Below are 21808 nucleotides of genomic sequence, written 5' to 3'. Positions count from 1 at the left end.
GTAAACGCCTATCTTTGAGCATATGGACCTTATCACTTTCGATTTCATCTTTCTTATCCCGTTCCTGGTACACCTGGTGATCTTTTTCCTGCTGCGCAAAAAACAACGGATGATGTCGGAAGCATTCATGCTGTCGCTGTTTGGTTACTGGATCTTTTTCACGATCGTACTGTGGCCCAGTTTACCTGCTTACATGGCCATCATGTTTTTAATCATGGGCGTGCCTATGCTGGCGCTGGTTGCGCATTTCGTATATCTGATCATCTTCCGTATTATCCTGCTGCTCACGCGCAGTGATAAAAAGCCATAAGCCATTCATATAAATTCGCGGGGCTGCCATAACGCTTTTGTCTATTTTGTGCAGGCAAAATCTAAAACATGCTGTTTATGAAGAAGTGGCTGCTCGCAGCCGCAGGGCTGTTAAGCCTCACCCCCGCCGTTACCGCACAGGTAAACGCGGATTCCCTCTGGTTCCGGGAACATTATACGAAGAAGGAAGTGTACATCCCCATGCGCGACGGCGTAAAACTGTTCACCTCTATTTATCTGCCTAAAGATCAAAGCGAAAAACACCCGGTGCTGATGACGCGCACACCCTATTCCTGCGCGCCATACGGCGAAAACCAGTATGCCCCGTTGTACCGCCGCTACTTAAACACGTATCTGCGCGAAAACTACATCTATGTTTCACAGGATGTACGTGGCCGCTGGATGAGTGAAGGGGTGTTCGAAGATGTGCGTCCCTTCAACCCGAATAAAAAATCTAAAAAAGATATAGACGAGGCCAGCGATACTTACGATACGATCGACTGGCTCATGAAAAACATCAAAGGGAACAATGGCAGTGTAGGCGTATTCGGCATCTCCTATCCCGGCTTCTACTCCACCATGGCTGCGCTCAGCAATCACCCGGCATTGAAGGCGGTAAGCCCGCAGGCACCGGTAACCGACTGGTTCCAGGGCGACGACTTCCACCACAACGGCGCCTTCATGCTGGCAGATGCTTTCAGCTTCTACAGCTCCTTCGGCAAACCAAGACCCGCACCAACAACTACCGGCCCCGACGGATTCAACTTCCCGAACCGCGACAACTACAAGTTTTACCTGGAAACCGGTGCGCTCAGCAACTTTTCAAAGCTGATGGGCGACAGCATCCTGTTCTGGAAAGACCTGATGGCCCATGGCAACTACGACGCCTGGTGGAAAGCGCGCAACGTGCGTAACTTCACCAAAGACGTTAAACCGGTGATGCTCACGGTAGGCGGTACTTTCGACGCGGAGGACTGCTTCGGCGCCTGGAGTACTTACCAGGCCATTGAGCAACTGAGCCCTAAAACGAACAACCGTATCGTGATGGGCCCCTGGTATCATGGTCAGTGGGCATCTGCAGATGGCGGTCACCTCGGTAATGTGCGTTTCGGCAGCAACACCGCCGAATGGTATCAAAAGAACGTGGAAGTACCCTTCTTCAACTACTACCTGAAAGGCAAAGGCACCGAGCCAAAGATTGCCGAAGCGACAATCTTCTTCACCGGCGAAAACGAATGGCGCCAGTTACCGAAATGGCCAATGGCGCAGGCATCTCAACCGGTTTATCTTGGCGAGAACGGAAAGCTCTCTTTCTCCAAACCTACCGCAGCGAACAGCGCATCCGAATACATCAGCGATCCGGCCAAACCCGTACCATATACGGAGGATGTGCATTTTAACCGCACCATCAATTACATGACCGACGATCAGCGCTTCGCTGCCCGCAGGCCGGACGTACTGGTGTTTCAGACAGACATCCTCACTGAAGATATGACCCTGGCAGGCCCGGTAGTGGCCGACCTGTTCGCCAGCATCAGCACCACCGACGCCGATTTCGTAGTAAAAGTTATCGACGTATTCCCGGATGATTTCCGTTATACGGAAGATGCCGACAGCGAACACCGTCGCGTACCTTCCAGCACTTACCCGGTGGGCGGTTACCAGATGCTCGTTCGCGGTGAGATCATGCGTGGCAAGTTCCGTAACAGCTTCGAAAAGCCGGAAGCGTTTGTGCCCAACACACCTTCGGAGGTGAAGTTCACCCTGCCGGACGTAGCGCACACTTTCAAAAAAGGCCACCGCCTCATGATCCAGGTGCAAAGCAGCTGGTTCCCGATCGCAGACCGCAACCCACAACAGTTTATGGACATATACACCGCGAAGGACAGCGATTTCCGCAAAGCGCAGGTACGCATCCTGCACGATGCAGTGCATCCATCCCGCATTATACTCCCCATCCTGAAGTGATGATAAATAATCGTGAAATGCAGCCCTTTGCCACCCGGTGAAGGGCTGTTTTCTTTTGGTTTAATGTATCTTTAGTCTATTCACGTTAAAACCCATAAACGCATGAAACGCATTTTCTCCATGTTGTGCCTGTTGCTGTGCACACTTTTATTCACGCATGCTGCTACGGCGCAATCCATCAAAGGTGCCTGGCAAATGAAAAACGGTGGCAGTGCTACCGTAACGCTCGTTATCACTGACGATTACTTTATGCAAAGTGCCTTCGACAAAGACTCCAAAGCCTTTTACAGCAGCCTGGGCGGCAAGTATAAAGATGCAGGGAATGGTATGCTGGAAGTGGTAATGGAATTCAACACCGAGGATAAAAACCTCGTCGGACAAACCTTCCAGGCGGGCTTTAAAGTAACGGGCAGCGACCTGCAGATCACCGTAGACGGCGACACCCAGGAATGGACGCGTATTGACGACGGCAAAGCACCATTACAGGGTGTTTGGCGCATCTCACAACGCGAGCAGGAAGGCAAAATGAACCCGATCACCCTGGCACCGCGCAGGACCTTGAAAATACTTTCCGGCAGCCGCTTCCAGTGGGCGGCGATCAATATTGAAACGGGTGAGTTCTTCGGTACGGGCGGCGGCACGTATACGTTCAAAGACGGCAAATACACCGAAAATATTGAGTTCTTCTCCCGCGACAGCAGCCGTGTAGGCATGTCGCTCAGCTTCGACGGCAAGCTCGATGGCGACAACTGGCATCATAGCGGATTGAGTTCCAAGGGGGATAAAATTTCGGAGATCTGGACGCGTACAAAGTAAAAGGCTGGCTAATATTGGATTTTGCGCTTATATTGCACCGAAATTTTATCACCTTATGATTAAGAATAGCCTGATTATCGGCGCCCTTAGCGTACTATCCCTGCAAGCCTGCACAAAAAAGATCACTCCGGCAGCCACCGTGGCTCCCGAGCCTCCTAAACCCCTGCTTCAAAATGGTATGGATACCCTTAGCTTTGCACTTGGCAAGGATATTGGTGCCTCCATTAAAAACCAGGGCCTCGACAGCCTGAACGTCGACGTGTTTATTAAAGCACTTAACTTCAGCCTGGCGGGCAAGGATACACTGCTTACGCAACAACAAGTTTCTATGTCTATATCAGAATACCTGCAGAAAATGAAAGCGGAGAAATTAGCCAAAAACAAAGCCGACGGCGAAAAATTCCTGGCGGAAAACAAGGCGAAAGCGGGTGTAATCACACTCCCAAGCGGCCTGCAATATTCCATTATTAAACACGGCACCGGCGCTATTCCAAAGGCGACCGACCGCGTTAAAACGCACTACCATGGCATGCTGGTTGACGGCTCCGTGTTCGACAGCTCCGTAGAAAGAGGCGAACCCGCTACTTTCCCGGTGAATGGCGTAATCGCCGGCTGGACAGAAGCGCTCCAACTGATGCCCGTAGGCTCTAAATGGAAACTCTTCCTGCCCGCCGACCTCGCCTATGGCGAACGCCAGGCAGGCGCGAAAATCCAGCCCGGCAGCGCCCTTGTATTCGAGGTGGAGTTGCTGGAGATCGTGAAGTAAATGAACGTTATTACGATAGGAGACCGCTTTCCGGAAGGGAGGCGGTTTTTTCTTTTATAGCGAAGACGGAAGCGGAGGTTTGCTTCATTTCATTCGCAATGACGCGTAAAAAAGACGAACGCCTGCCCCCTTCATTGCGAGCAGCGCGAAGCAAACATCCGCCTCAGTCTTCGTCTCTCCCCCATCAAAAAAAGGCGCCCGGTTAATACCAGGCGCCTTTGCTATTTACAAACACTTTTCTTATTTCCAGATCCTGGGCCGTTGCTGGTCCAGTAACATGTAATCGGCCAGTACCATTGCAGTTACGGCTTCCAATACCACAGGCACACGCAAAGCGATGCAGAGGTCATGGCGGCCTTTTACGCTGAAAGTACCTACCTCACCGGTCGTGATGTTCAGCGTTTGCTGATCTTTCGGCGTGCTGGAAGTAGGCTTCACAGCTACGCGGAATACGAGCGGATTGTTATTCGTAATACCACCTACCACGCCACCGGCATTGTTGGTGGCCGTTTTACCGCTGGGGTCAATGATGGCGTCGTTATGCTCAACACCTTTCATCTTCGCCGCGGCAAAGCCTGCACCAAACTCAATACCCTTGATCGCAGGGATGGCAAACACGGCGTGCGCAATATTAGACTCCACCGAATCGAAGAATGGCTCGCCAAGTCCCATAGGCAACCCTTCTACCACACACTCCACGATGCCGCCTACAGAGTCTTTGGCAGCGATAGCAGCTTCCAGCCCCTTTTCAGGATCGGGCAGGCCGCCAATCTCTTTGATCGTCGCTTTCACCTGGATGTTGTCGCCAAGTATCTTTTTAGCGATCACACCGGCTGCTACCAGGTTGAGGGTCAAACGACCACTAAAGTGTCCGCCACCACGAAAGTCTTCGAAGCCGCCGTATTTATGGCTGGCTACAAAGTCGGCGTGGCCGGGACGCGGAAACTCGCGCAGCTTGTCGTAGTCGGTGCTGCGCGTATTATTGTTTTCGAACAAGATCGTGATCGGCGCACCGGTCGTATGTTCTTTAAACACACCGGATTTCAGGAACGGCAAATCATCTTCCTTACGCGGCGTAGTACCCTTTGCACCCGCTTTACGACGCTCCAGGTCCGGCAGAAAGTCTTCCTGCTTTAACGGCAGGCCGGCCGGTACGCCATCGATGTTTACACCTACGCATTCGCCGTGCGATTCGCCGAATACGTTTACCCTGAATATTCTGCCAAAACTGTTCATACTAATCTCTTTGTTTTTAGTGGTTCAATGCCTTTTCCGCGCTGGTCACTTCTACCTTTGCACCCAACTGCGCAAGGTGATCGAAGAACTCGGGGTACGACTTATTAATCGCTTCCGCATTCTCGATTTCTACATCGCCATCGGCTGTTAACGCAGCAACAGCGCAAGCCATGGCAATACGGTGATCGTTGCGCGAATGCACCGCTGCACCTTTAATACCGGTACCCCCGTGCACGTACATCAGGTCACCATCCAGGTCGATGCGGATGCCCATCTTGCCAAACTCGTCCTGCAGGGTAAGTCCACGATCGCTCTCCTTATGTGCCAGCCTGCTTACACCCGCAATTTTGGTTACGCCTTTGCAGTTCGCTGCCAGCGCCACCAGCGGCGGAAACAAGTCCGGACAATCGGTCGCATCAAACTCAAAAGGTTTTAACTCGCCGTTGTTGGCAATGATCACCGTGTACAGCCCGGGCATGATCTGCGCACCCGCGCTTTCCAGCGCCTGGATGATCGCTTTGTCCGATTGGGCCGACTGTGTATTCAGGTGTTTTACTTCTGCCCTACCGGCTACGGCTGCAGCTACCAGCAGAAAAGCCGCACCGCTCCAGTCGCCTTCCACCGTGTATTCAACAGCGCTATATGATTGCCTGCTGGTAAAATGGAAACGTTCGAAGTTGTCATTTTCCACTTTCACACCAAAGTGCTCCATCAGTTGCAGGGTGAGTGCGATGTAAGGTTTGCTCTTCAGGTCTTTCACCGTAATGGTCGCCTTTTCGGCTACACTACCAAAGGCCATCAGCAGGCCGGTGAGAAACTGGGAGCTGAGTGAACCGTCGATCTCCACATCATTTGCCTTCAACGGGCCAGTGATGTTGAGCGGCAGTTTACCATCATTCGTTTTACAGTCTACCGAAAGCTTCGGCAACACCTCTTCAAAGAAGTCCATAGGCCTTGTTACCAGGCTGCCATGTCCAACAATGGTGAGAGGTTGCGTCGCCAGCGCGGCTATGGGTGTGAACATACGGATGCCCAAACCGGATTCGCCGCAATTGATTTCGGCAGATACGGGGGCAACACCGTTGCTCGTAATTTCATAATGATCGTCTTTTTTCACCACGGTGGCTCCCAGCCTGCCCGCTACGTCCAACGCGGCCAGGCAGTCGTTACTGAGGCCCGGGTTGCGGATAATGCTGGTGCCCTTAGCCAGCAAAGCCGCCGCTACCGCACGCTGCATAGCGCTTTTGGAGGGATTGGCGGTCACTATACCTTTGATGGCTGCGGGTGATACTTTTACTTTCATGCTTGTGTTTTTGTGTTACGCTTTACAATTCGTCCAGGAGTTGCTTCAGGTCGTCGATCAGTATAGGATGCGTAACCGCCTTCCCGATCTCTTCCAGCAGGATGAAATGGATAAAATCCTTCTCCCGCTTTTTGTCCAGCTTAAAGATGTTAAACACCTGCTCCCTGTCCGATGTTAATGTTACCGGCAAATGGTAATCGTTGATCAGCCTTATCAGCCGGTTGGTATGTTCGGTAGGCAAGCCTTTCAGCTTCTCCGAAAACTTGGCGGCAGCCACCATCCCAATGGCCACAGCCCGTCCATGCGCAATGCCTTCGATCTTTTCCACTGCATGGCCTAACGTATGACCAAAGTTCAGCCAGCGGCGCGATCCGTTTTCAAACTCATCTTCCAGTACAATTTTCGTTTTGATCTGAACGGAACGTTCTACCAAAAACTGCAGCACTTCCACAGATCGGTTCAGCGCCAGTTCCCTGTTCTCTTCCAGGTAATTGAACAGCGCTGCGTCCTGTATGGCCGCGTACTTAATGACCTCCGCAAAACCGTTATGCCATTCATCATCAGGCATGGTAGAAGGCAGCGAATAATCGAAGAAAATGAATTTGGGTTGATTGATCGTACCCAGCATGTTTTTATGCATGCCGTGGCTTACCCCGTTTTTGCCGCCGATAGCTGCATCTACCTGCGCCAGCAGCGTGGTAGGCACAAACCCGAAAGGAATGCCGCGCATATAAATGCTGGCGGCAAATCCTGTCATGTCGGTCACCATACCGCCACCGATGCCTATCAGCATGGTTTTACGGTCGGCTTCCAGTTCTATCAGTCCGTTAATCACCTGCTCCACTACTTCCATCGACTTATGCTCCTCGCCATCGGGAATTACCAGCTTGCGCCAGCCCTTCAGCGTTTCGCCATAATGCTCGTCCACATTTTCGTCCAGTAACAGGATGCTGCGTGTTTTATCCACGTATTTGTCCAGTTGCTGCAAATCAGCGTTTAGGTAATAGTCTGTCTGTTGTGTTTGGAACTTGTATGATAACGTTGTTGTCATTTGTTGATTTATTGTTCGTTCATCACCTTATTCTGGCGGTTGATGGATTCCAGGTGTACTGCATCGAAGTATTTCAGGATGAAATCTTTGCTCAGGCCGAGTTTATCGCCCTTCGTGATGTTGCGCTCCAGGATCTCGTTCCAGCGGTTCGTTTGCAGGATAGTGATGTTATTTTCTTTTTTGTAAGCACCGATCTTCTCAGCGATTTTCATACGGTTGCCCAGCAGCAGCATGATCTCATCATCGATCTGGTTGATCTGCGCACGCAGTTTATCCAGCGCGGAGTTGAACTCATTACGGTCGGTGTGCTCGCGGCGCCATACGATACCGTCCAGCAGTTCTGCAAATTTCTCTGGTGTGATTTGTTGTTTCGCATCGCTCCAGGCTGCATCCGGATCAACGTGTGTTTCTACCATCAGACCGTCGTAATCCAGGTCGATCGCTTCCTGCGAAACAGCCTGCAGGATGTCGCGGCGGCCGCTGATGTGGCTCGGATCGCAGATCATCGGTAATTCAGGGTGACGGCGTTTCAGTTCGATCGCCAGGTGCCACATGGGGGCGTTGCGGTATTCAGTATTACCGTAGCTGGAGAAGCCGCGGTGAATCAGGCCGACTTTTTTAATACCCGCTTTCTGGATCCTTTCTACTGCGCCAATCCACAGTTCCAGGTCAGGGTTGATGGGGTTTTTGATCAGTACGGGAACGTCTACGCCTTTTAACGCGTCGGCGATGTCCTGTACGGAGAATGGGTTTACCGTAGTACGCGCACCGATCCAGAGGATGTCAACACCGAAGTGCAGGGCATCTTCTACTTGTTTAGCGGTAGCTACTTCCACCGTTACCGGCAAACCTGTCAGTTCTTTCGCTTTCTGTAACCAGGGCAAACCTTTTGTACCGATGCCTTCGAAAGAACCGGGACGGGTGCGGGGTTTCCAGATACCGGCACGTAAAACGTCTACTTTACCAGTTTTTGCGAGGGCCTGCATTGTGGCCAATGTTTGTTCTTCCGTTTCTGCACTGCACGGACCTGAAATGATCAGCGGCTTTTTATCAGAAGTAGGATCACCGAATTTCGTGTTAGCTAAGATCTGTTCCATATGAAAAAGTGTGTGTAATTTAAGAAAAGTGTTTGTTATTAAAGGTTTATGCTTACTTAAGTATCTTTTTGATCTTGTTCGATTTCTGGATCAGCTTGTAAAAAGCTTCGTAGTCTTCACTTTCGAGTAATCCTTTCATCTGTTGCAGCTGGTTAATGTGTTCGTCCAGCACGTCCAGCACATTGCTGCGGTTATGTTTGAAGATAGGCACCCACATATCCGGAGAACTTTTCGCAAGTCGCACCGTGCTTTCGAAACCACCGGCGGCCAGTTCAAAGATGCGGCCGTGTTCCTTCTCTTTTTCCAGCACCGTCAGCGCCAAAGCAAAAGAAGTAATGTGAGAGATGTGGGAGATGTAAGCCGTATGCAGGTCATGCTCTTCGGCATTCATGTACACCAGGCGCATCCCTATCTTGTCGACCATATTTTCGATCACCTCCAGGGCATCTTCTGCGCTGTTCTTCACATCGCACAGTACCATGGTTTTGTTGGTGAAAAGGTTGCGTACGGCGGCTTCCGGACCACTATACTCGGTGCCGGCCATCGGGTGAGCGGCTACAAAGCGGCCACGCTGGGGATGACCGGCAACGAGTTGCAGGATAATATCTTTTGTGGATCCCACATCCATCACTACATGGTCGGGCTTTACTTTGTCGAGTACAGAAGGCAGCAGTTTCAGCAAACCATCCACCGGAATGGCCAGCACGATCAGCTGCGAGCGGTTCATCGCATCTTCGAGTGAGGTGGCTTCGTCAACGATGTTCAACTCGCGCGCTTTACGCAGGTTTTCTTCGTTGTTATCTACCCCGATCACCCAGTTGGCCAGCCCTTTTTCCTTCAGGCTGAGGGCGAGCGAGCCGCCTATTAAACCTACTCCTACTACGGTTGCGATCATTTCTTTTTCTTTTATTTTGATGCCTTGATACGCTCAATGGCTTCGCTAAATACTTTTTCGCCTTTACAAAGGCTTACGCGAATGTAGCCTTTGCCATTTTCTCCGAAGATGCCGCCCGGCGTAATAAACACTTTCGCCTTTTGCAGCACTTCGTCGCTCACCGCGTAACCATCTGCATAACCCGCCGGGATTTGCGCCCAAACGAACATGCCTACCTGGTTGGTGTCGTACTTTGCGCCGATGAGGTCCAGCAGTTCGAACACCTTGGTGCGGCGGCCACGGTATATTTTATTCAGCTCGTCATACCATTCTTTGCCCAGCTCCAGCGCTTTTACCGCTGCCATTTGTACTGGTTGAAACATGCCGCTGTCCATATTGCTCTTGAAACGCAGCACGTCGGCGATCCACTCCGCTTTACCGGCGAGCATACCTACGCGCCAGCCTGCCATGTTCGAGGATTTGCTGAGCGAGTTGAGCTCCAGCACCACTTCGCGGGCGCCGGGTACAGACAGGAGGCTTTTCGGCTGATCGTTCAAAATAAAGCTGTACGGATTATCGTGGCACAGCAGTATGTTATGTGCTTTGGCGAAGGCAATCAGCTTTTCGAAGAAGCCGGGTGTAGCCTGTGCGCCGGTGGGCATGTGCGGGTAGTTCACCCACATCAGTTTCACCTTGCTCAGGTCTGTTTTGGCGAGTGCCGCTAAGTCCGGCTCCCAGTTGTTATCAGCCGACAGCTTGTAAGTTACCGGTGTCGCGCCGCTCAGCTGTACGGCCGAATGGTACGTGGGATAACCCGGATCAGGAATCAACGCCTGGTCGCCCTTTTCGAGAAACGTCATACAAATATGCATGATGCCTTCTTTGGAACCGATCAGCGGTAATACTTCCGTTTCAGGATCGAGCTGCACATCATAAAACTTCTGATACCAGTCAGCGATCGCCTGGCGCAGTGCGGGAACGCCCTTATAACCCATGTAGGCGTGGGTGTTAGGCAGCTGCGCGTGTTCGCTGAGTGCCGCTACCACAGAAGCATGGGGTGGCAGGTCGGGACTGCCGATGCCAAGGTTGATCACGTTGGCGCCTGCTTTGTTCATCATTTCTATTTCCCGCAGCTTTTTAGAGAAGTAGTACTCCTCTGTATGCTGTAATCTGCTGGCTACTGATATCTGCATGTAATAAGCTTTATGCGTGTGTTAATCCTTTTTTGTAGATCCCTAAAATCGTCAGCTGGTCTGTTAGTGGTTCGATTCGTTTTAATGCCTTACGGAAGTGTTTCAGGTCTTCGAACTCCATATCCGCATGGAAGTAGTACGTCCACTCTTTAGCGGGAATCGGAAAAGACTGAATTTTGGAAAGACCGATACCTTCGGCGGCGATCATGCTCAACACTTTAGCCAGGCTACCGCTTTCGTTAGGTGTTTGAAAGTATACAGATGACTTATTGGCATCTTCCGCCGGCTCCACCCCATTACGTGAGATGGCGAGGAAGCGCGTATAGTTGTTCTTCGCTGTGTGAATATTTGGCGCGATGATGTCCAGCTCATAGATCTCGGAGGCCAGTTTGCTCGCGATGGCGGCAATGGTCTTTGATTTACGCTGGTGTACATTCTTCGCACTGAGGGCCGTATCTTCCGACTCTACCAGTTTGATGTTCGGGTATTTTTCGAGGAAGGTGGCGCATTGCAGCAATGCCATCGGGTGACTGTGTACCTCTCTTATATCTTCAATGCGTTGGCCGGGCAGCGCCATCAGGTGCTGGTTGATCTGCAGGTAAACCTCGCCGGTTACGTGCAGTCCGGAGTTTTTTAACAGGCTGTAGTTAGGCAGGATGCTGCCGGCGATGGAGTTTTCGATGGCCATCATGCCAGCATCTGCCTCTTTGCCCACCTTCACCTTTTTAACGAGTTCGGGGAAGGAGGAACAGGCTTCTATTTCGGTTTGTTTACCGTAATACCGCTGGGCGGCCTGCTGATGAAAACATCCTTCAAATCCCTGGATTGCGATACGCATTGTTTAGTTTGTTGTTGTTTAATGATAGGTATTGGATAAGACAAAAGAAAAGGGTCCCCTGAGCCGGGACCCTTTCATGTTATTCAGCTTTTATGTTAGCCAGATATTTACAAAAGAGTCCCCTGCTTCTCCTGATAAAAGAAGTAAAAGAAAAAGTAAAAGAAATAAAGGCAGCTCTTGTGTGACATATCTATTGGCTAAAGTGCATTAAAAAAGGCCTCCGGTTTACCCGAGGCCCTTTCTTATATTTTTATCTGCTTTATGCAAAGGAACCCCGGCTATTTCTGATACCAGAAAAAGTAAAAACCGTAAAAGTAACCAAAGGTCGTTTGCGTTTGCATGATTGTTTGCTTTCTTTTGATTGCGTTACAAATGTAAGCCACGATTTGAAATCTTCAACCACTAGCCAAAAAATTAAATTTCATTCAATCGATTCAGCAAATAGATAGATTTATTTCAAAAACTCTTGTATTTATGGCAGGGTTCCTTAAATTAAAATTGATGCCAATACATCAGTTGTTACAGCAACTAATGGGATGGGGATCAATTATTTGGGGCAGAGGCTTGATTGATGGGGTGTCTTTGTTCGAAGCAAGGGTGCCAGTGGCGGATAGAAGGTGTAAGCAAGGGGTTTGTACGGACTAATAGTAGGATAACAGTAGGATAACTGGCTACTTTCGACGATCATGCCAAGAGGTACCGATGGCGAACAGAAGGCGTTTGTACGCACTAACAGTAGGATAACAGTAGGATAACTGGCTACTTTCGACGGGTACGCCAAGAGGTACTGACGGCGAACAAAAGGCGTTTAAACGTACTAACAGTAGGATAACCGGCTACTTTTTAAGATCTCTTAAAAAGGAAAGCCGCCTCCCGGAGGGAAGCGGCTTTATAAAACCTTTATGCTTGCTGATAATTAGTGAGCAGCAGGAGCTGGAGCGGCAGCTGAATCAACAACAGTAGTTGTGTCAACAACAGCAGCAGTATCAACTGGAACTGGAGTTACAGCAGCAGAGTCGATTGGAGCTACAGCTGTAGAATCTTCAGCAGGTTTAGAAGCGTTGTTGCAAGATGCAGCGAACAGACCCAGAGCCAGAGCGAAGAAAGAAGCTTTCAGTACGTTTTTCATGATAATAAGATTTAGTGTTTTAGAAATAATATTTAACCTTTATACCGGATCAAAAGAAAGGTAACCCAGGATTTGAAAAAATATTTTTTTCGGTTACTTTGGGTTACTAAATGCAGTAAACCGTATTAATAAGTGAATAACTATCAACATATCGAAAGGGACCAGGAATTATTGCAAGGCTTAGCTAAAAGCGACGATAAATCATTGGAAATCATCTACTCAGAGAACTTCCCCATGATTTACAGGATGGTTTTGCAAAATAACGGGTCAGAAGATGATGCCAAAGACCTCTTCCAGGAATCGGTGATCATATTATATGAAAAGGTGCAGGAAGGGGGATTTGTACTCACGAGCAGGCTTAAAACCTACATTTATGCAGTTTGCCGCCGCCTTTGGCTGAAAAAATTGCAGGGACAAGCCTGGCAGGGTACCATCAGTGAAGAGCTGGAAGCCGTAACGCCGGTGGAAGACACGATAGAAGAGCATGAGAAGCGGGACGAGCAGTTCACTATCATGGAAAAGGCAATGGGCAGTATGGGGGAACCCTGCCGCACGATTCTCGAAGATTATTACCTGCATAAACGCTCCATGCAGGAAATATCGGAAAAGTTCGGTTACACGAATGCGGAGAACGCCAAGAACCAGAAGTATAAGTGCCTGATGCGATTGAAGAAATTATTTTTTGCACAATATAAATAAGAAGGGGGTCATTAGTGATGAACGATATCCACTTGATACAAGAAATTGAGCGATACCTCGCTGGCGAAATGAGCTCGTTAGAAGCCGCCGCCTTCGAGTCGAAGCGCCGCAGCCATCCTGAAATAGATCAGGAAGTGGTGGCGCATCAGCTGCTCGTTAAAAACCTGGAGGCTTTCGGCCAAAGGAAGGAGTTGACCGGCAAACTCAACGCTCTTCATGCGAAGACAGACCTTACCGGTCTGCGTGCCGAATTTGCACCTAAACCTGCGAAGATCCGTTTCCTGAACAGGAAGACGCTGGTGGCTGTTGCTGCAGCGGCGTGTGTAGCGTTGGTTACTTCGCTTGGCACAATCGCAGTGATGCAGAAGGCTGCGAAGAAAACGAATGAAGCGCAATATGAAGATGTAAGGCGTAAAGTGGATAACATACAACGTTCTCAGAACGATCTTATCCGTGACATTAAAGATAAAAGGAGCGCTCCTATCAATCCGGGCACTTATGGCGGTACTTGTTTCGCCATTAACCGTTACGGTTATATGCTGACGAACCGCCACGTAATCGCAAATGCAGATTCTATCTATATTCAAAATAACAGGGGCGAAGCCTTCAAGGCGATCAGCGTGTTCGAAGATGTGTCCAGCGACCTGGCAGTGATCCGGATCGTAGACTCAAGCTTCCGCACCGCTCCACTTCCCTACTCGCTTAAACCAAAAGCAGCCCGTCTCGGCGAAGAGGTATTCACCATGGGCTTTCCACGCGATGAAGTGGTGTATGGCAGAGGTTATATCAGCGCCCAAACAGGTTTCAACGGCGATACGATCTCCTACCAGGTATCCATCCCGGTTAGCCCCGGTAACAGCGGCGCACCATTGCTCGACGGTAAAGGACAAATTATCGGTATCATTACCGGTAAACAACGTTCCTCGGATGGTATTGCTTTCGCGATCAAATCCGCTAATAAACGCCTGCTGGAAGAAATGCCTAAAGAAAGCATCAATCAGAAAGCGAAAAAAGAAATTAAGTCTAACGTTTGCGCGCTCGACGGCCTTAGCCGCGAGGACCAGCTGAAGAAACTGGAGGACTATGTATACATGGTTAAAGTATACAACTGAAAATAACGATCGACATGGCTAATAACGAAAAAGCATCCCGCTTGGGATGCTTTTTTATTTCTTAACCCAGTCGCGGTACTGTGCGGTCGTCCAGGTAACGAGATCGAGGTTGCTCATCACCCGTAGTTCCTCGTACGGCGGCGTGTGCTTCCCCGGAGGCCTGGTTCACGATCATCGTATCAGGATGATAACCGAGGAACGTAATCACAATCGTATCGCGCCGGCTGGCGCCAATGCGGAAGTAACCGCCCTTGTCGGTGTATACACCTAAGCCGGCCGATATATTACGAACGGAAGCCGGGTATAACACGAGGTGCCTCTCCCTGTCCGTCACCTGCCCGGTAGCAAGCACTGGACGTAGCAGTTGTGCCTGCGTGCGCTGCGCGAAAAACAGCATACCAGGTAACAACAGGCTGTAGGGAACGAAGGCTTTTATCATTACTTTTTATTCACCCAGGTGCGGTAACGGTCGGTCGTCCAGTAAATCAGGTCCTCGTTAGGCATCACCCGTAATTGCTGGTAACTGGGCGTATTTTTATTCATGAAGTTCAACAGCGAATCGCCGGAAAGGCCAGTGACCTTACTCACGAATTGTTTGGAATAACGGAACTCGATGTACTCATCTATTTCGTTCTGGCTAAACTGTTCCTTGAATTTCCGTTTATCTTTTTCCTTTTGAGAATAGCGGGTGAATGGGCTGAAGATGATACCGAAGCCTTCGGCACGTTTCGACTTATCGACGAGGTCGCGGTCGGGCAGTTCCAGGATGTGGCGGAACTCGTTGGCGCGGGCGATGGAGTCGAGCTGGTAAGCGTTGTATCGCGAGGTGATTTCTACGCCCTGCAGGAAGTGTTCTTCTATCCGCAGTTCGCCATTATGCACTTCAGTACCACTCAGCTGCCTAACTACAAACGTATCGGCGTGGTAACCGATATACGAAAGTACAATGGTATCGTTCTGACGGCCATCCAGTTTATAGTAACCGCCTTTATCAGTAAATACGCTCTGCCGGCTGGAAAGATTACGTGCGGATGCGGGATAGAGCACGAGGCGGCTATCCTTGTCTACCATCTGGCCGCGAACGGTTACTGGCCTAAGTTGTTGTGCTTGTATTCCGCCGGCGTGGAGCAGGGCGAAAATGGCGATAAATAAAGACAAACAGGATTTCATACCAAACTAAACAAATTCATTACAAAATAGTTAAAGCTCATCCGGGGTTAATAAACACCGTGTTAAATGTATCATAAAAAAATCCGGCCAACTTTCAGCGGACCGGATTTTTGCAGTTCTTTAAAAGGATCTCAGTAAGGAAATCACTTCATCGCGTGACTTGCCAAGCTTGATTTGTATCCGACCTATCAGGCGATCCTCCTTACCTTCTTCGAAAAGGAGGTCATCATCTGTTAGCTCGGCGTACAGTTGTTTAAGCTGCCCTTTGATGTCATTCCACTGGCCTCTGATGATTAAAGTGTCCATAATTGCACAGGATTAAGCGTGAACAATCAGGGGATAATCTTCTACCAAATGGCCAATTTCGTGCCAAACGGATCAGTTCACCTTGATGGTAGTGGTAAAATCGGTGCTTTTACCGGCTGCCAGTCTTTTGAGCATGATACCGTTGTTGAACGCATCGGGAGGTGCGCTCAGGTTTTCGATGGCAATGCTGTTACGGTGCGGTGGAATGTACACCTGCAATATCGGGTAACTCTCTTCAGGAGAAAGTGCAATGGTAATACCTTTCACCGGGTCGTACAGGCGGCACAGCGGCTGCGGCTGAATGAAGTTGAGGGTATACGCATTATCCATCTGCACATCCTTGAGGGAAGTGAGTTTTTTGTATGTGTTGTAGCGAACAAGGCGGCCTGTAGGAATGAGGCTGCTATCAAACTCCACGATTTCATTGGAAGCGAACTGCAGCTCCAGCTCATCCACCGGCGTGCCGGTAGTAAAGTAAGGGTGCCAGCCGTCCATTACGGGAATAGGGCCATCGTGGCGGTTGGTGAAGCGGGTGATCACTTTCAGCTCGTTCCAGGGCATCAGTTTATAATGCACATGGCAAGTGTAAGGAAATGGATAACCCGGATCTTCTCCGTTGTATTCGTATTCCAGGGTGATAGATACAAAACGGCCAGTGATCTCTTCTTCGATCACTTCGAAGTTCGCATCGTATAAAAGACCGTGGATGGGAGATTTTTGAATGGTATATTCCGCGCCGTTAAAAGTATAGCTGCTGTCTTTGAGCCTGCAGGCGAAGGGACTGAGTTTTACGTTTTTAAAGCTGGTGTTCACGTCTTCGTTGAAGTGGTCCAGACCGTCGTAATTATCAATCAGGTTAAGCAGTTTGCCGTCGTGCTGTATTTTAAAACCATGCAACATGGCGCCATAATTCGGAACGATATCTACCTGTGTGTTGTTAACATTATCCTTTAACGTGATAACATAGAAACCGTTTTCTTCATTTCGATTAATGCTAAAGCCCATTGTCTTTCCTGAATTGTGCGGTTAAATTACGAACTGTTTTAGAAAGTTTCGGCAACAGCAGCAATAAATATATAAAAGATAATAAGTTAATACGGCCCCTAAATCCTCCGAAACCCATGACAGTTATAGATTTAAGACCATTAACAATCACCTTTCAAGAAATTTCTTCCGGCCACCAAACCCATGATATGCACAACAAAAAAGCGGGAAAAAGGTTGCCCTCTTCCCCGCTTTAAAAATATGCCGGTTACTTAGATGTACTTGTTCACCAGGTTTTCGAGCCATTCCTGGCGACCGCTGGTTTGTTTCGGCTCGCCATGGGCGATCGCGAACTCGCGCAGGTCTTCGAGGGTAAGTTTACCTTCTTCAAAGGCTTTTCCCTCGCCGCTGTCGAACGAAGCGTAGCGGTCTTTGCGGAACTGCCTGTACGGCGACTCCCTCAGTATTTTGTCTGCAATAATGGCCGAGCGGGCAAAGTTGTCGATACCACCGATATGCGCATGGAACAGATCTTCCAGGTCGGTAGAGTTACGACGGGCCTTGGCGTCGAAGTTAACACCGCCTCCTGCAAACCCACCTGCTTCCAGAATAACGAGCATGGTTTCTACCATTTCGTTGAGGTTGTTCGGGAACTGGTCGGTATCCCAGCCGTTCTGGTAATCGCCCCTGTTGGCATCGATGCTGCCCAGCATACCGGCGTCGGCAGCGGTTTGCAGTTCATGCTGGAAGGTGTGACCGGCCAGGGTAGCGTGGTTCACTTCAATATTAATTTTGAAGTCTTTGTCCAGCCCATGCTGACGCAGGAAGCCGATTACCGTAGCACAGTCGTAATCGTACTGATGTTTGGTAGGCTCGCAAGGCTTAGGCTCAATGAAGAAGGTACCCTTGAAGCCCTGTTTGCGGGCATAGTCGCGGGCCATGGTGAGGAAACGGGCCAGGTGCTCCTGCTCGCGCTTCATATCTGTATTTAACAGTGTCATGTAGCCTTCGCGGCCGCCCCAGAACACGTAGTTCTCACCGCCGAGTGCGATCGTTGCGTCCATCGCGTTCTTGATCTGTGTACCTGCGTAGGCTACAACAGAGAAGTCCGGGTTGGTAGATGCCCCGTTCATGTAGCGCGGGTTGCTGAACACGTTTGCAGTGCCCCAGAGCAGTTTTACGCCACTCTCCGCCTGCTTCTGGCTCGCGTAATTTACGATCATCTGCAAACGCGCTTCGTATTCTGCCAGGCTGTCGCCTTCGTCAACCAGGTCGATATCGTGAAAACAGTAGTAAGGCACATCCAGCTTGGTGATGAACTCGAACGCTGCGTCCATCTTATCTTTTGCACTTTGCGCCGGATCTGGCGATACCAGCCAGGGGAAGTTTTTTGTACCCGGACCAAACGGATCGCCGCCTGTTCCGCAGAACGTGTGCCAGTACGATACGGCAAATTTGAACAGCTCTTTCATGGACTTACCATTGATCTGGTGGTCCGGGTTGTACCATTTGTAAGCAAATGGATTGTCGGATTGGGGCCCTTCATACTTTACCTGCCCAATACCTTTAAAGTATTCTGTATTTCCTAACGTGATACCCATGATACTACTATTTTTTAGTGTTCTATTGACAATCAAATTAAAGCATTTCTTCCAGACCGGCTTTCCAATCTGCGTAAACGTTCCCGTAAGCCTGCTGCAGGGTGGGATCGGGGGTGATGGTGGACAGGCATTCCATACCGTTGAACGCATCACGCATCTCCTTGTAGTAACCAGCACCTATGCCTGCAGCCCTTGCTGCGCCGAGTGCGCCATCCGTATTGTATAACTCGATGGTGACGTTGCCTGCATTCGCAAAAGCCTCCCGGAAGAGGGGGCTCAGGAACATGTTTGCCTTACCGGCGCGCACCCGTTCTATCTTCAGCCCCATCTGGCGCATAATATCTATACCATACGTCAGCGCGTACACGATGCCTTCCTGGCCGGCACGCAGCAGGTGTGCCTGCTCGTGAACGTTGAAGTTCAGGTGGCGGAAGGTGCCGCCGAATGGTTTGTTGGCGAGTATACGTTCTACGCCGTTACCGAAAGGATATACCCTTAGTCCGTCGGCGCCCAGCGGAGCTTTGGCGGCACGGGCATTCATCTCTTCGTAGCTGGCGCCGCTCACCTGGTGTTTAAGCCAGCTGTTGAGGATGCCCGTCCCGTTCAGGCACATCAGCACCCCGTTTCGCACCTGCTCCTTTGTATGGTTCACATGAATGAATGAGTTCACCCGGCTTTGCGCATCGTAGGCAGGTTGATCGCCGACTGCGTACACCACGCCCGATGTGCCGGCGGTGGTGGCTGCTTCGCCGGGTTGCAGTACGTTCAGGGAGAAGGCGTTGTTCGGCTGGTCGCCCGCACGATAGGTGACCGGCGTGCCGGCGGCGATGCCCAGGAGCTCAGCCGCCTGTTTTGTTACGAAGCCTTGTTCACCGAATGTAGGAACTATTTTAGATAGCAGGCTTTCGTCGATGCCATAGAAGTCGAGCAAGGGTTTAGAGATCGCCTGTTCTTTAAAATCCCAGAATATACCTTCGGACAAGCCCGACAATGTGGTGCAGGCTTCGCCGGTGAGGCGCATAGCGATGAAGTCGCCGGGCAGCATGATCTTATCGATCAGGGCGTAAGTTTCCGGTTCGTTCTCGCGTACCCAGCGGAGTTTGGAGGCGGTGAAGTTGCCGGGGGCGTTCAACAGGTGCTGTAACGCATAATCCTCCCCTAAATGCTGCAGGGCCCTGTCCCCTACTTCTACGGCGCGGCTGTCGCACCATATAATAGAAGGGCGCAGCGGGCGCTGGTCCTTGTCCACACATACCAAACCATGCATCTGGTAAGCGATGCCAATGGCTTTAATATCATCAGGCGCAAACGGTTGTTGTTGTCTAAGTAAGGCTACCGCCTTTTGCACCTCCTGCCACCACGACTCCGGGTCCTGCTCTGCCCAATCGGCGCGAGGGGCGTGTATAGGCAGTTCCTTATCCGTGCTGGCGGCCGAGGCCACCGCCTTACCAGAAACTGCATCCAGCAGGGCGGCCTTAATGGAAGAGGAACCAATATCCAATCCTAAAAAATACATTTCGCAGAATTTATAATCCAGTTAAAAAAGAAAGTCCCTTTGTATTTCGCTTGAAAAAATACAAAGGGACAGTCAGAATAAGAAACATCGGGATACGATTTAACGAATCATACCCTATTATTTACCAAAATATGGTGTAAAGTGCGATCAGGATACATACCGTAACGATGGCGCCAAAGGTAAATGCCGGTGATGTTTTGAACATCGAAGCATCCACTTCCAGACCTTTCGGGTTGTTTTTGCTCTTTGGGTCGGCCAGTGAAATAAGCACCATACCGATAAGGCAAAATACAAATACGATACCCATACGATCGAGAAACGGAATCTCGAAAACACCATCTTTGTTAGGCACTGCCAGCGCGATGTCGTATAAAGGTGCAAGATCTATCCATCCTGGCAGGAACTTCAGTACGAAAGACAGCAGTAAACCACCTATCATGGCGAACATGGCCGCGCGGGAAGTGGTGCGTTTCCAGAAGAAGCCAAGGATAAACATGGCAAATACACCTGGCGAAACGAAGCCTGTGTACTCCTGTATGAACTGGAAGCCACCTTCTTTATCGATACCCAGGAAGTTGGAGATCACGATCGCGAACAACATAGTTACTACCACTACGATGCGGCCGGTCTTCACCACATCCTGTTCTGTCGCGTCTTTCTTGATCAGTTTTTTATAGATATCCAGGGAATAGATGGTAGCAATGGAATTGGCTTTACCGGCGAGTGATGCCACCACCGCGGCAGTCAACGCGGCGAACGACAAACCTTTCAGGCCAATGGGCAGCAGGTTCAGGAGTACCGGGTAGGCATTGTCCTGGTTCAGTTTACCTTCTTTCAGCATTTCTGCCTGCAGCATGCCTTTCTGGTGCAGTACGTAAGCAGCGATGCCCGGTAATACTACGATGATCGGCATCAGCAGTTTCAGGAAACCGGCGAACAGCAGGCCGTTACGGGCGGTTTTGAGATCGGCGCCCAGCGCACGTTGCGTAATGTACTGGTTACAGCCCCAGTAATTCAGGTTCACGATCCACATACCGCCAATCAATACCGATAGCCCCGGTAGCGATAAGTAGTTCTTATCATCTTTGTCGAGAATCATGTGGAAGTGATCGGGCGCCTGCGACATAATCTGTTTAAAACCAGCAATAGTGCCGGAACTACCGTAGTTTTCTGCCACCAGGTTGAGGGCCAGGTAAGTAGTGGCCAAACCACCGAGAATCAGGAAAAACACCTGGATCACATCTGTATAACCGATTACTTTCATACCGCCCAGCGTAATGAAGATGGCGAATACTGCCAGCAGCACCATACAGGCGTAGAAGTTAACCCCGGAAATGGTGGTAATCGCCAGCGCACCCAGGTACAGGATAGAAGTAAGGTTTACCACCACATACAACAGCAGCCAGAAGGCCGCCATAATAAGGCTCACCGTTTCATTATACCGTTGCGACAAAAACTGCGGCATGGTATAAATCTTATTCTTCAGGTAGATGGGCAGGAAAAACACCGCCACCACTATAAGTGTGGCAGCTGCCATCCATTCGTACGTGGAAATGGCCAACCCGATGGAAAAGCCGTTGCCCGACATGCCTATGAACTGCTCTGCGGAAATGTTGGAAGCGATCAGCGAAGCGCCAATAGCCCACCAGGTAAGGGAACCTTCAGCCAAAAAGAAATCTTTGGTGTCGGTGGTTGCTTTTTTCTTGCGGCGGTAAATAAAGAAGCCGTAGCCTGCAACGATGATGAAATAAAAGAGGAATACTAAGTAGTCGTAAAAGTGCAATGAGCTGTTCATTTTATTTTTTCATTGAACGTGGTAAATGGAAAATATTTTTAGGCT

21 protein-coding genes are annotated in these 21808 nt (G+C 50.0%); 6 read left to right on the top strand and 15 right to left on the bottom strand.

The genetic code is table 11. The annotated features are described in order from the left end of the window. Window positions 1–22 precede the first annotated feature (22 nt). The 4 genes from MKQ68_RS02440 to bamJ all read left to right on the top strand — a co-directional run bounded on the left by MKQ68_RS02440 (window position 23) and on the right by bamJ (window position 3859). Window positions 23–310, top strand: a complete 288-nt coding sequence (locus MKQ68_RS02440) for a hypothetical protein (RefSeq protein ID WP_264281927.1) — start codon at window positions 23–25, stop codon at window positions 308–310. A 77-nt stretch (window positions 311–387) separates the two neighbouring features. Next, window positions 388–2277: a CocE/NonD family hydrolase gene (locus tag MKQ68_RS02435; protein WP_264281926.1), complete on the top strand. Its 1890-nt coding sequence runs from the start codon at window positions 388–390 to the stop codon at window positions 2275–2277. Window positions 2278–2379: 102 nt separating this feature from the next. Next, the gene (locus MKQ68_RS02430; RefSeq protein ID WP_264281925.1) at window positions 2380–3093 is read left to right on the top strand and encodes a DUF4488 domain-containing protein; all 714 of its coding nucleotides are present in this window, start codon (window positions 2380–2382) and stop codon (window positions 3091–3093) included. Window positions 3094–3148: 55 nt separating this feature from the next. Continuing rightward, window positions 3149–3859 (top strand): BamJ family beta-barrel-assembly machinery protein, encoded by a 711-nt coding sequence (gene bamJ, locus MKQ68_RS02425; RefSeq protein WP_349773805.1) that lies wholly within the window; start codon window positions 3149–3151, stop codon window positions 3857–3859. A 240-nt stretch (window positions 3860–4099) separates the two neighbouring features. Here bamJ and MKQ68_RS02420 read toward each other — a convergent pair whose 3' ends face one another. From MKQ68_RS02420 to MKQ68_RS02385, 8 genes are all read right to left on the bottom strand, one after another. Further along, window positions 4100–5095: a chorismate synthase gene (locus tag MKQ68_RS02420; protein ID WP_264281924.1), complete on the bottom strand. Its 996-nt coding sequence runs from the start codon at window positions 5093–5095 to the stop codon at window positions 4100–4102. Between the two features lie 16 nt (window positions 5096–5111). Beyond that, complete coding sequence (gene aroA / locus MKQ68_RS02415; RefSeq protein ID WP_264281923.1) at window positions 5112–6398, bottom strand: 3-phosphoshikimate 1-carboxyvinyltransferase; 1287 nt, start codon at window positions 6396–6398, stop codon at window positions 5112–5114. A 22-nt stretch (window positions 6399–6420) separates the two neighbouring features. Then, on the bottom strand, window positions 6421–7449 hold the full coding sequence (aroB, locus tag MKQ68_RS02410; RefSeq protein WP_264281922.1) for a 3-dehydroquinate synthase: 1029 nt from the start codon (window positions 7447–7449) through the stop codon (window positions 6421–6423). 8 nt (window positions 7450–7457) lie between these two features. Next, window positions 7458–8546, bottom strand: a complete 1089-nt coding sequence (locus MKQ68_RS02405) for a bifunctional 3-deoxy-7-phosphoheptulonate synthase/chorismate mutase type II (RefSeq protein ID WP_264281921.1) — start codon at window positions 8544–8546, stop codon at window positions 7458–7460. Window positions 8547–8598: 52 nt separating this feature from the next. Beyond that, entirely contained in the window at window positions 8599–9441 is an 843-nt protein-coding gene (locus MKQ68_RS02400; RefSeq protein ID WP_244836960.1) for a prephenate dehydrogenase, read from the bottom strand. Window positions 9442–9452: 11 nt separating this feature from the next. Further along, complete coding sequence (locus MKQ68_RS02395) at window positions 9453–10613, bottom strand: pyridoxal phosphate-dependent aminotransferase (protein ID WP_244836961.1); 1161 nt, start codon at window positions 10611–10613, stop codon at window positions 9453–9455. Window positions 10614–10623: 10 nt separating this feature from the next. Then, window positions 10624–11451, bottom strand: coding sequence for a prephenate dehydratase (locus tag MKQ68_RS02390; RefSeq protein ID WP_244836962.1), 828 nt, complete (start codon window positions 11449–11451; stop codon window positions 10624–10626). Window positions 11452–12367: 916 nt separating this feature from the next. Beyond that, the gene (locus tag MKQ68_RS02385; RefSeq protein WP_244836963.1) at window positions 12368–12580 is read right to left on the bottom strand and encodes a hypothetical protein; all 213 of its coding nucleotides are present in this window, start codon (window positions 12578–12580) and stop codon (window positions 12368–12370) included. A gap of 132 nt (window positions 12581–12712) precedes the next feature. On the opposite strand from MKQ68_RS02385, the gene MKQ68_RS02380 reads away from it, so the two are divergent. Beyond that, window positions 12713–13279, top strand: coding sequence for an RNA polymerase sigma factor (locus MKQ68_RS02380; RefSeq protein WP_264281920.1), 567 nt, complete (start codon window positions 12713–12715; stop codon window positions 13277–13279). A gap of 32 nt (window positions 13280–13311) precedes the next feature. Continuing rightward, window positions 13312–14391, top strand: a complete 1080-nt coding sequence (locus MKQ68_RS02375) for a S1C family serine protease (RefSeq protein ID WP_264281919.1) — start codon at window positions 13312–13314, stop codon at window positions 14389–14391. Window positions 14392–14452: 61 nt separating this feature from the next. Here MKQ68_RS02375 and MKQ68_RS02370 read toward each other — a convergent pair whose 3' ends face one another. The 7 genes from MKQ68_RS02370 to MKQ68_RS02340 all read right to left on the bottom strand — a co-directional run bounded on the left by MKQ68_RS02370 (window position 14453) and on the right by MKQ68_RS02340 (window position 21763). Further along, window positions 14453–14830, bottom strand: a complete 378-nt coding sequence (locus MKQ68_RS02370) for a carboxypeptidase-like regulatory domain-containing protein (RefSeq protein WP_264281918.1) — start codon at window positions 14828–14830, stop codon at window positions 14453–14455. Further along, complete coding sequence (locus tag MKQ68_RS02365; RefSeq protein WP_264281917.1) at window positions 14830–15561, bottom strand: carboxypeptidase-like regulatory domain-containing protein; 732 nt, start codon at window positions 15559–15561, stop codon at window positions 14830–14832. Before MKQ68_RS02365 ends, MKQ68_RS02370 begins: the two co-directional genes overlap by 1 nt. Before the next feature lie 120 nt (window positions 15562–15681). Further along, a complete protein-coding gene (locus tag MKQ68_RS02360; RefSeq protein ID WP_244836968.1) occupies window positions 15682–15867 on the bottom strand; it encodes a CsbD family protein in 186 nt (61 codons plus the stop codon). A gap of 72 nt (window positions 15868–15939) precedes the next feature. Further along, window positions 15940–16872, bottom strand: a complete 933-nt coding sequence (locus MKQ68_RS02355; protein ID WP_264281916.1) for an aldose 1-epimerase — start codon at window positions 16870–16872, stop codon at window positions 15940–15942. A 251-nt stretch (window positions 16873–17123) separates the two neighbouring features. Beyond that, window positions 17124–18452 carry a xylose isomerase gene (xylA, locus tag MKQ68_RS02350; protein ID WP_264281915.1) on the bottom strand — a complete coding sequence of 443 codons (1329 nt, stop codon included), beginning with the start codon at window positions 18450–18452 and terminating at the stop codon, window positions 17124–17126. Window positions 18453–18489: 37 nt separating this feature from the next. Further along, complete coding sequence (locus MKQ68_RS02345; RefSeq protein ID WP_264281914.1) at window positions 18490–19968, bottom strand: xylulokinase; 1479 nt, start codon at window positions 19966–19968, stop codon at window positions 18490–18492. Between the two features lie 121 nt (window positions 19969–20089). Then, the gene (locus tag MKQ68_RS02340) at window positions 20090–21763 is read right to left on the bottom strand and encodes a sodium/sugar symporter (RefSeq protein ID WP_264281913.1); all 1674 of its coding nucleotides are present in this window, start codon (window positions 21761–21763) and stop codon (window positions 20090–20092) included. Window positions 21764–21808: the final 45 nt, after the last annotated feature.

This window comes from Chitinophaga horti (assembly GCF_022867795.2).
Lineage (GTDB): Bacteria > Bacteroidota > Bacteroidia > Chitinophagales > Chitinophagaceae > Chitinophaga > Chitinophaga horti.
Note: the sequence above shows the minus strand (reverse complement) of the source record. Positions and strands in the feature narration are given on the sequence as shown.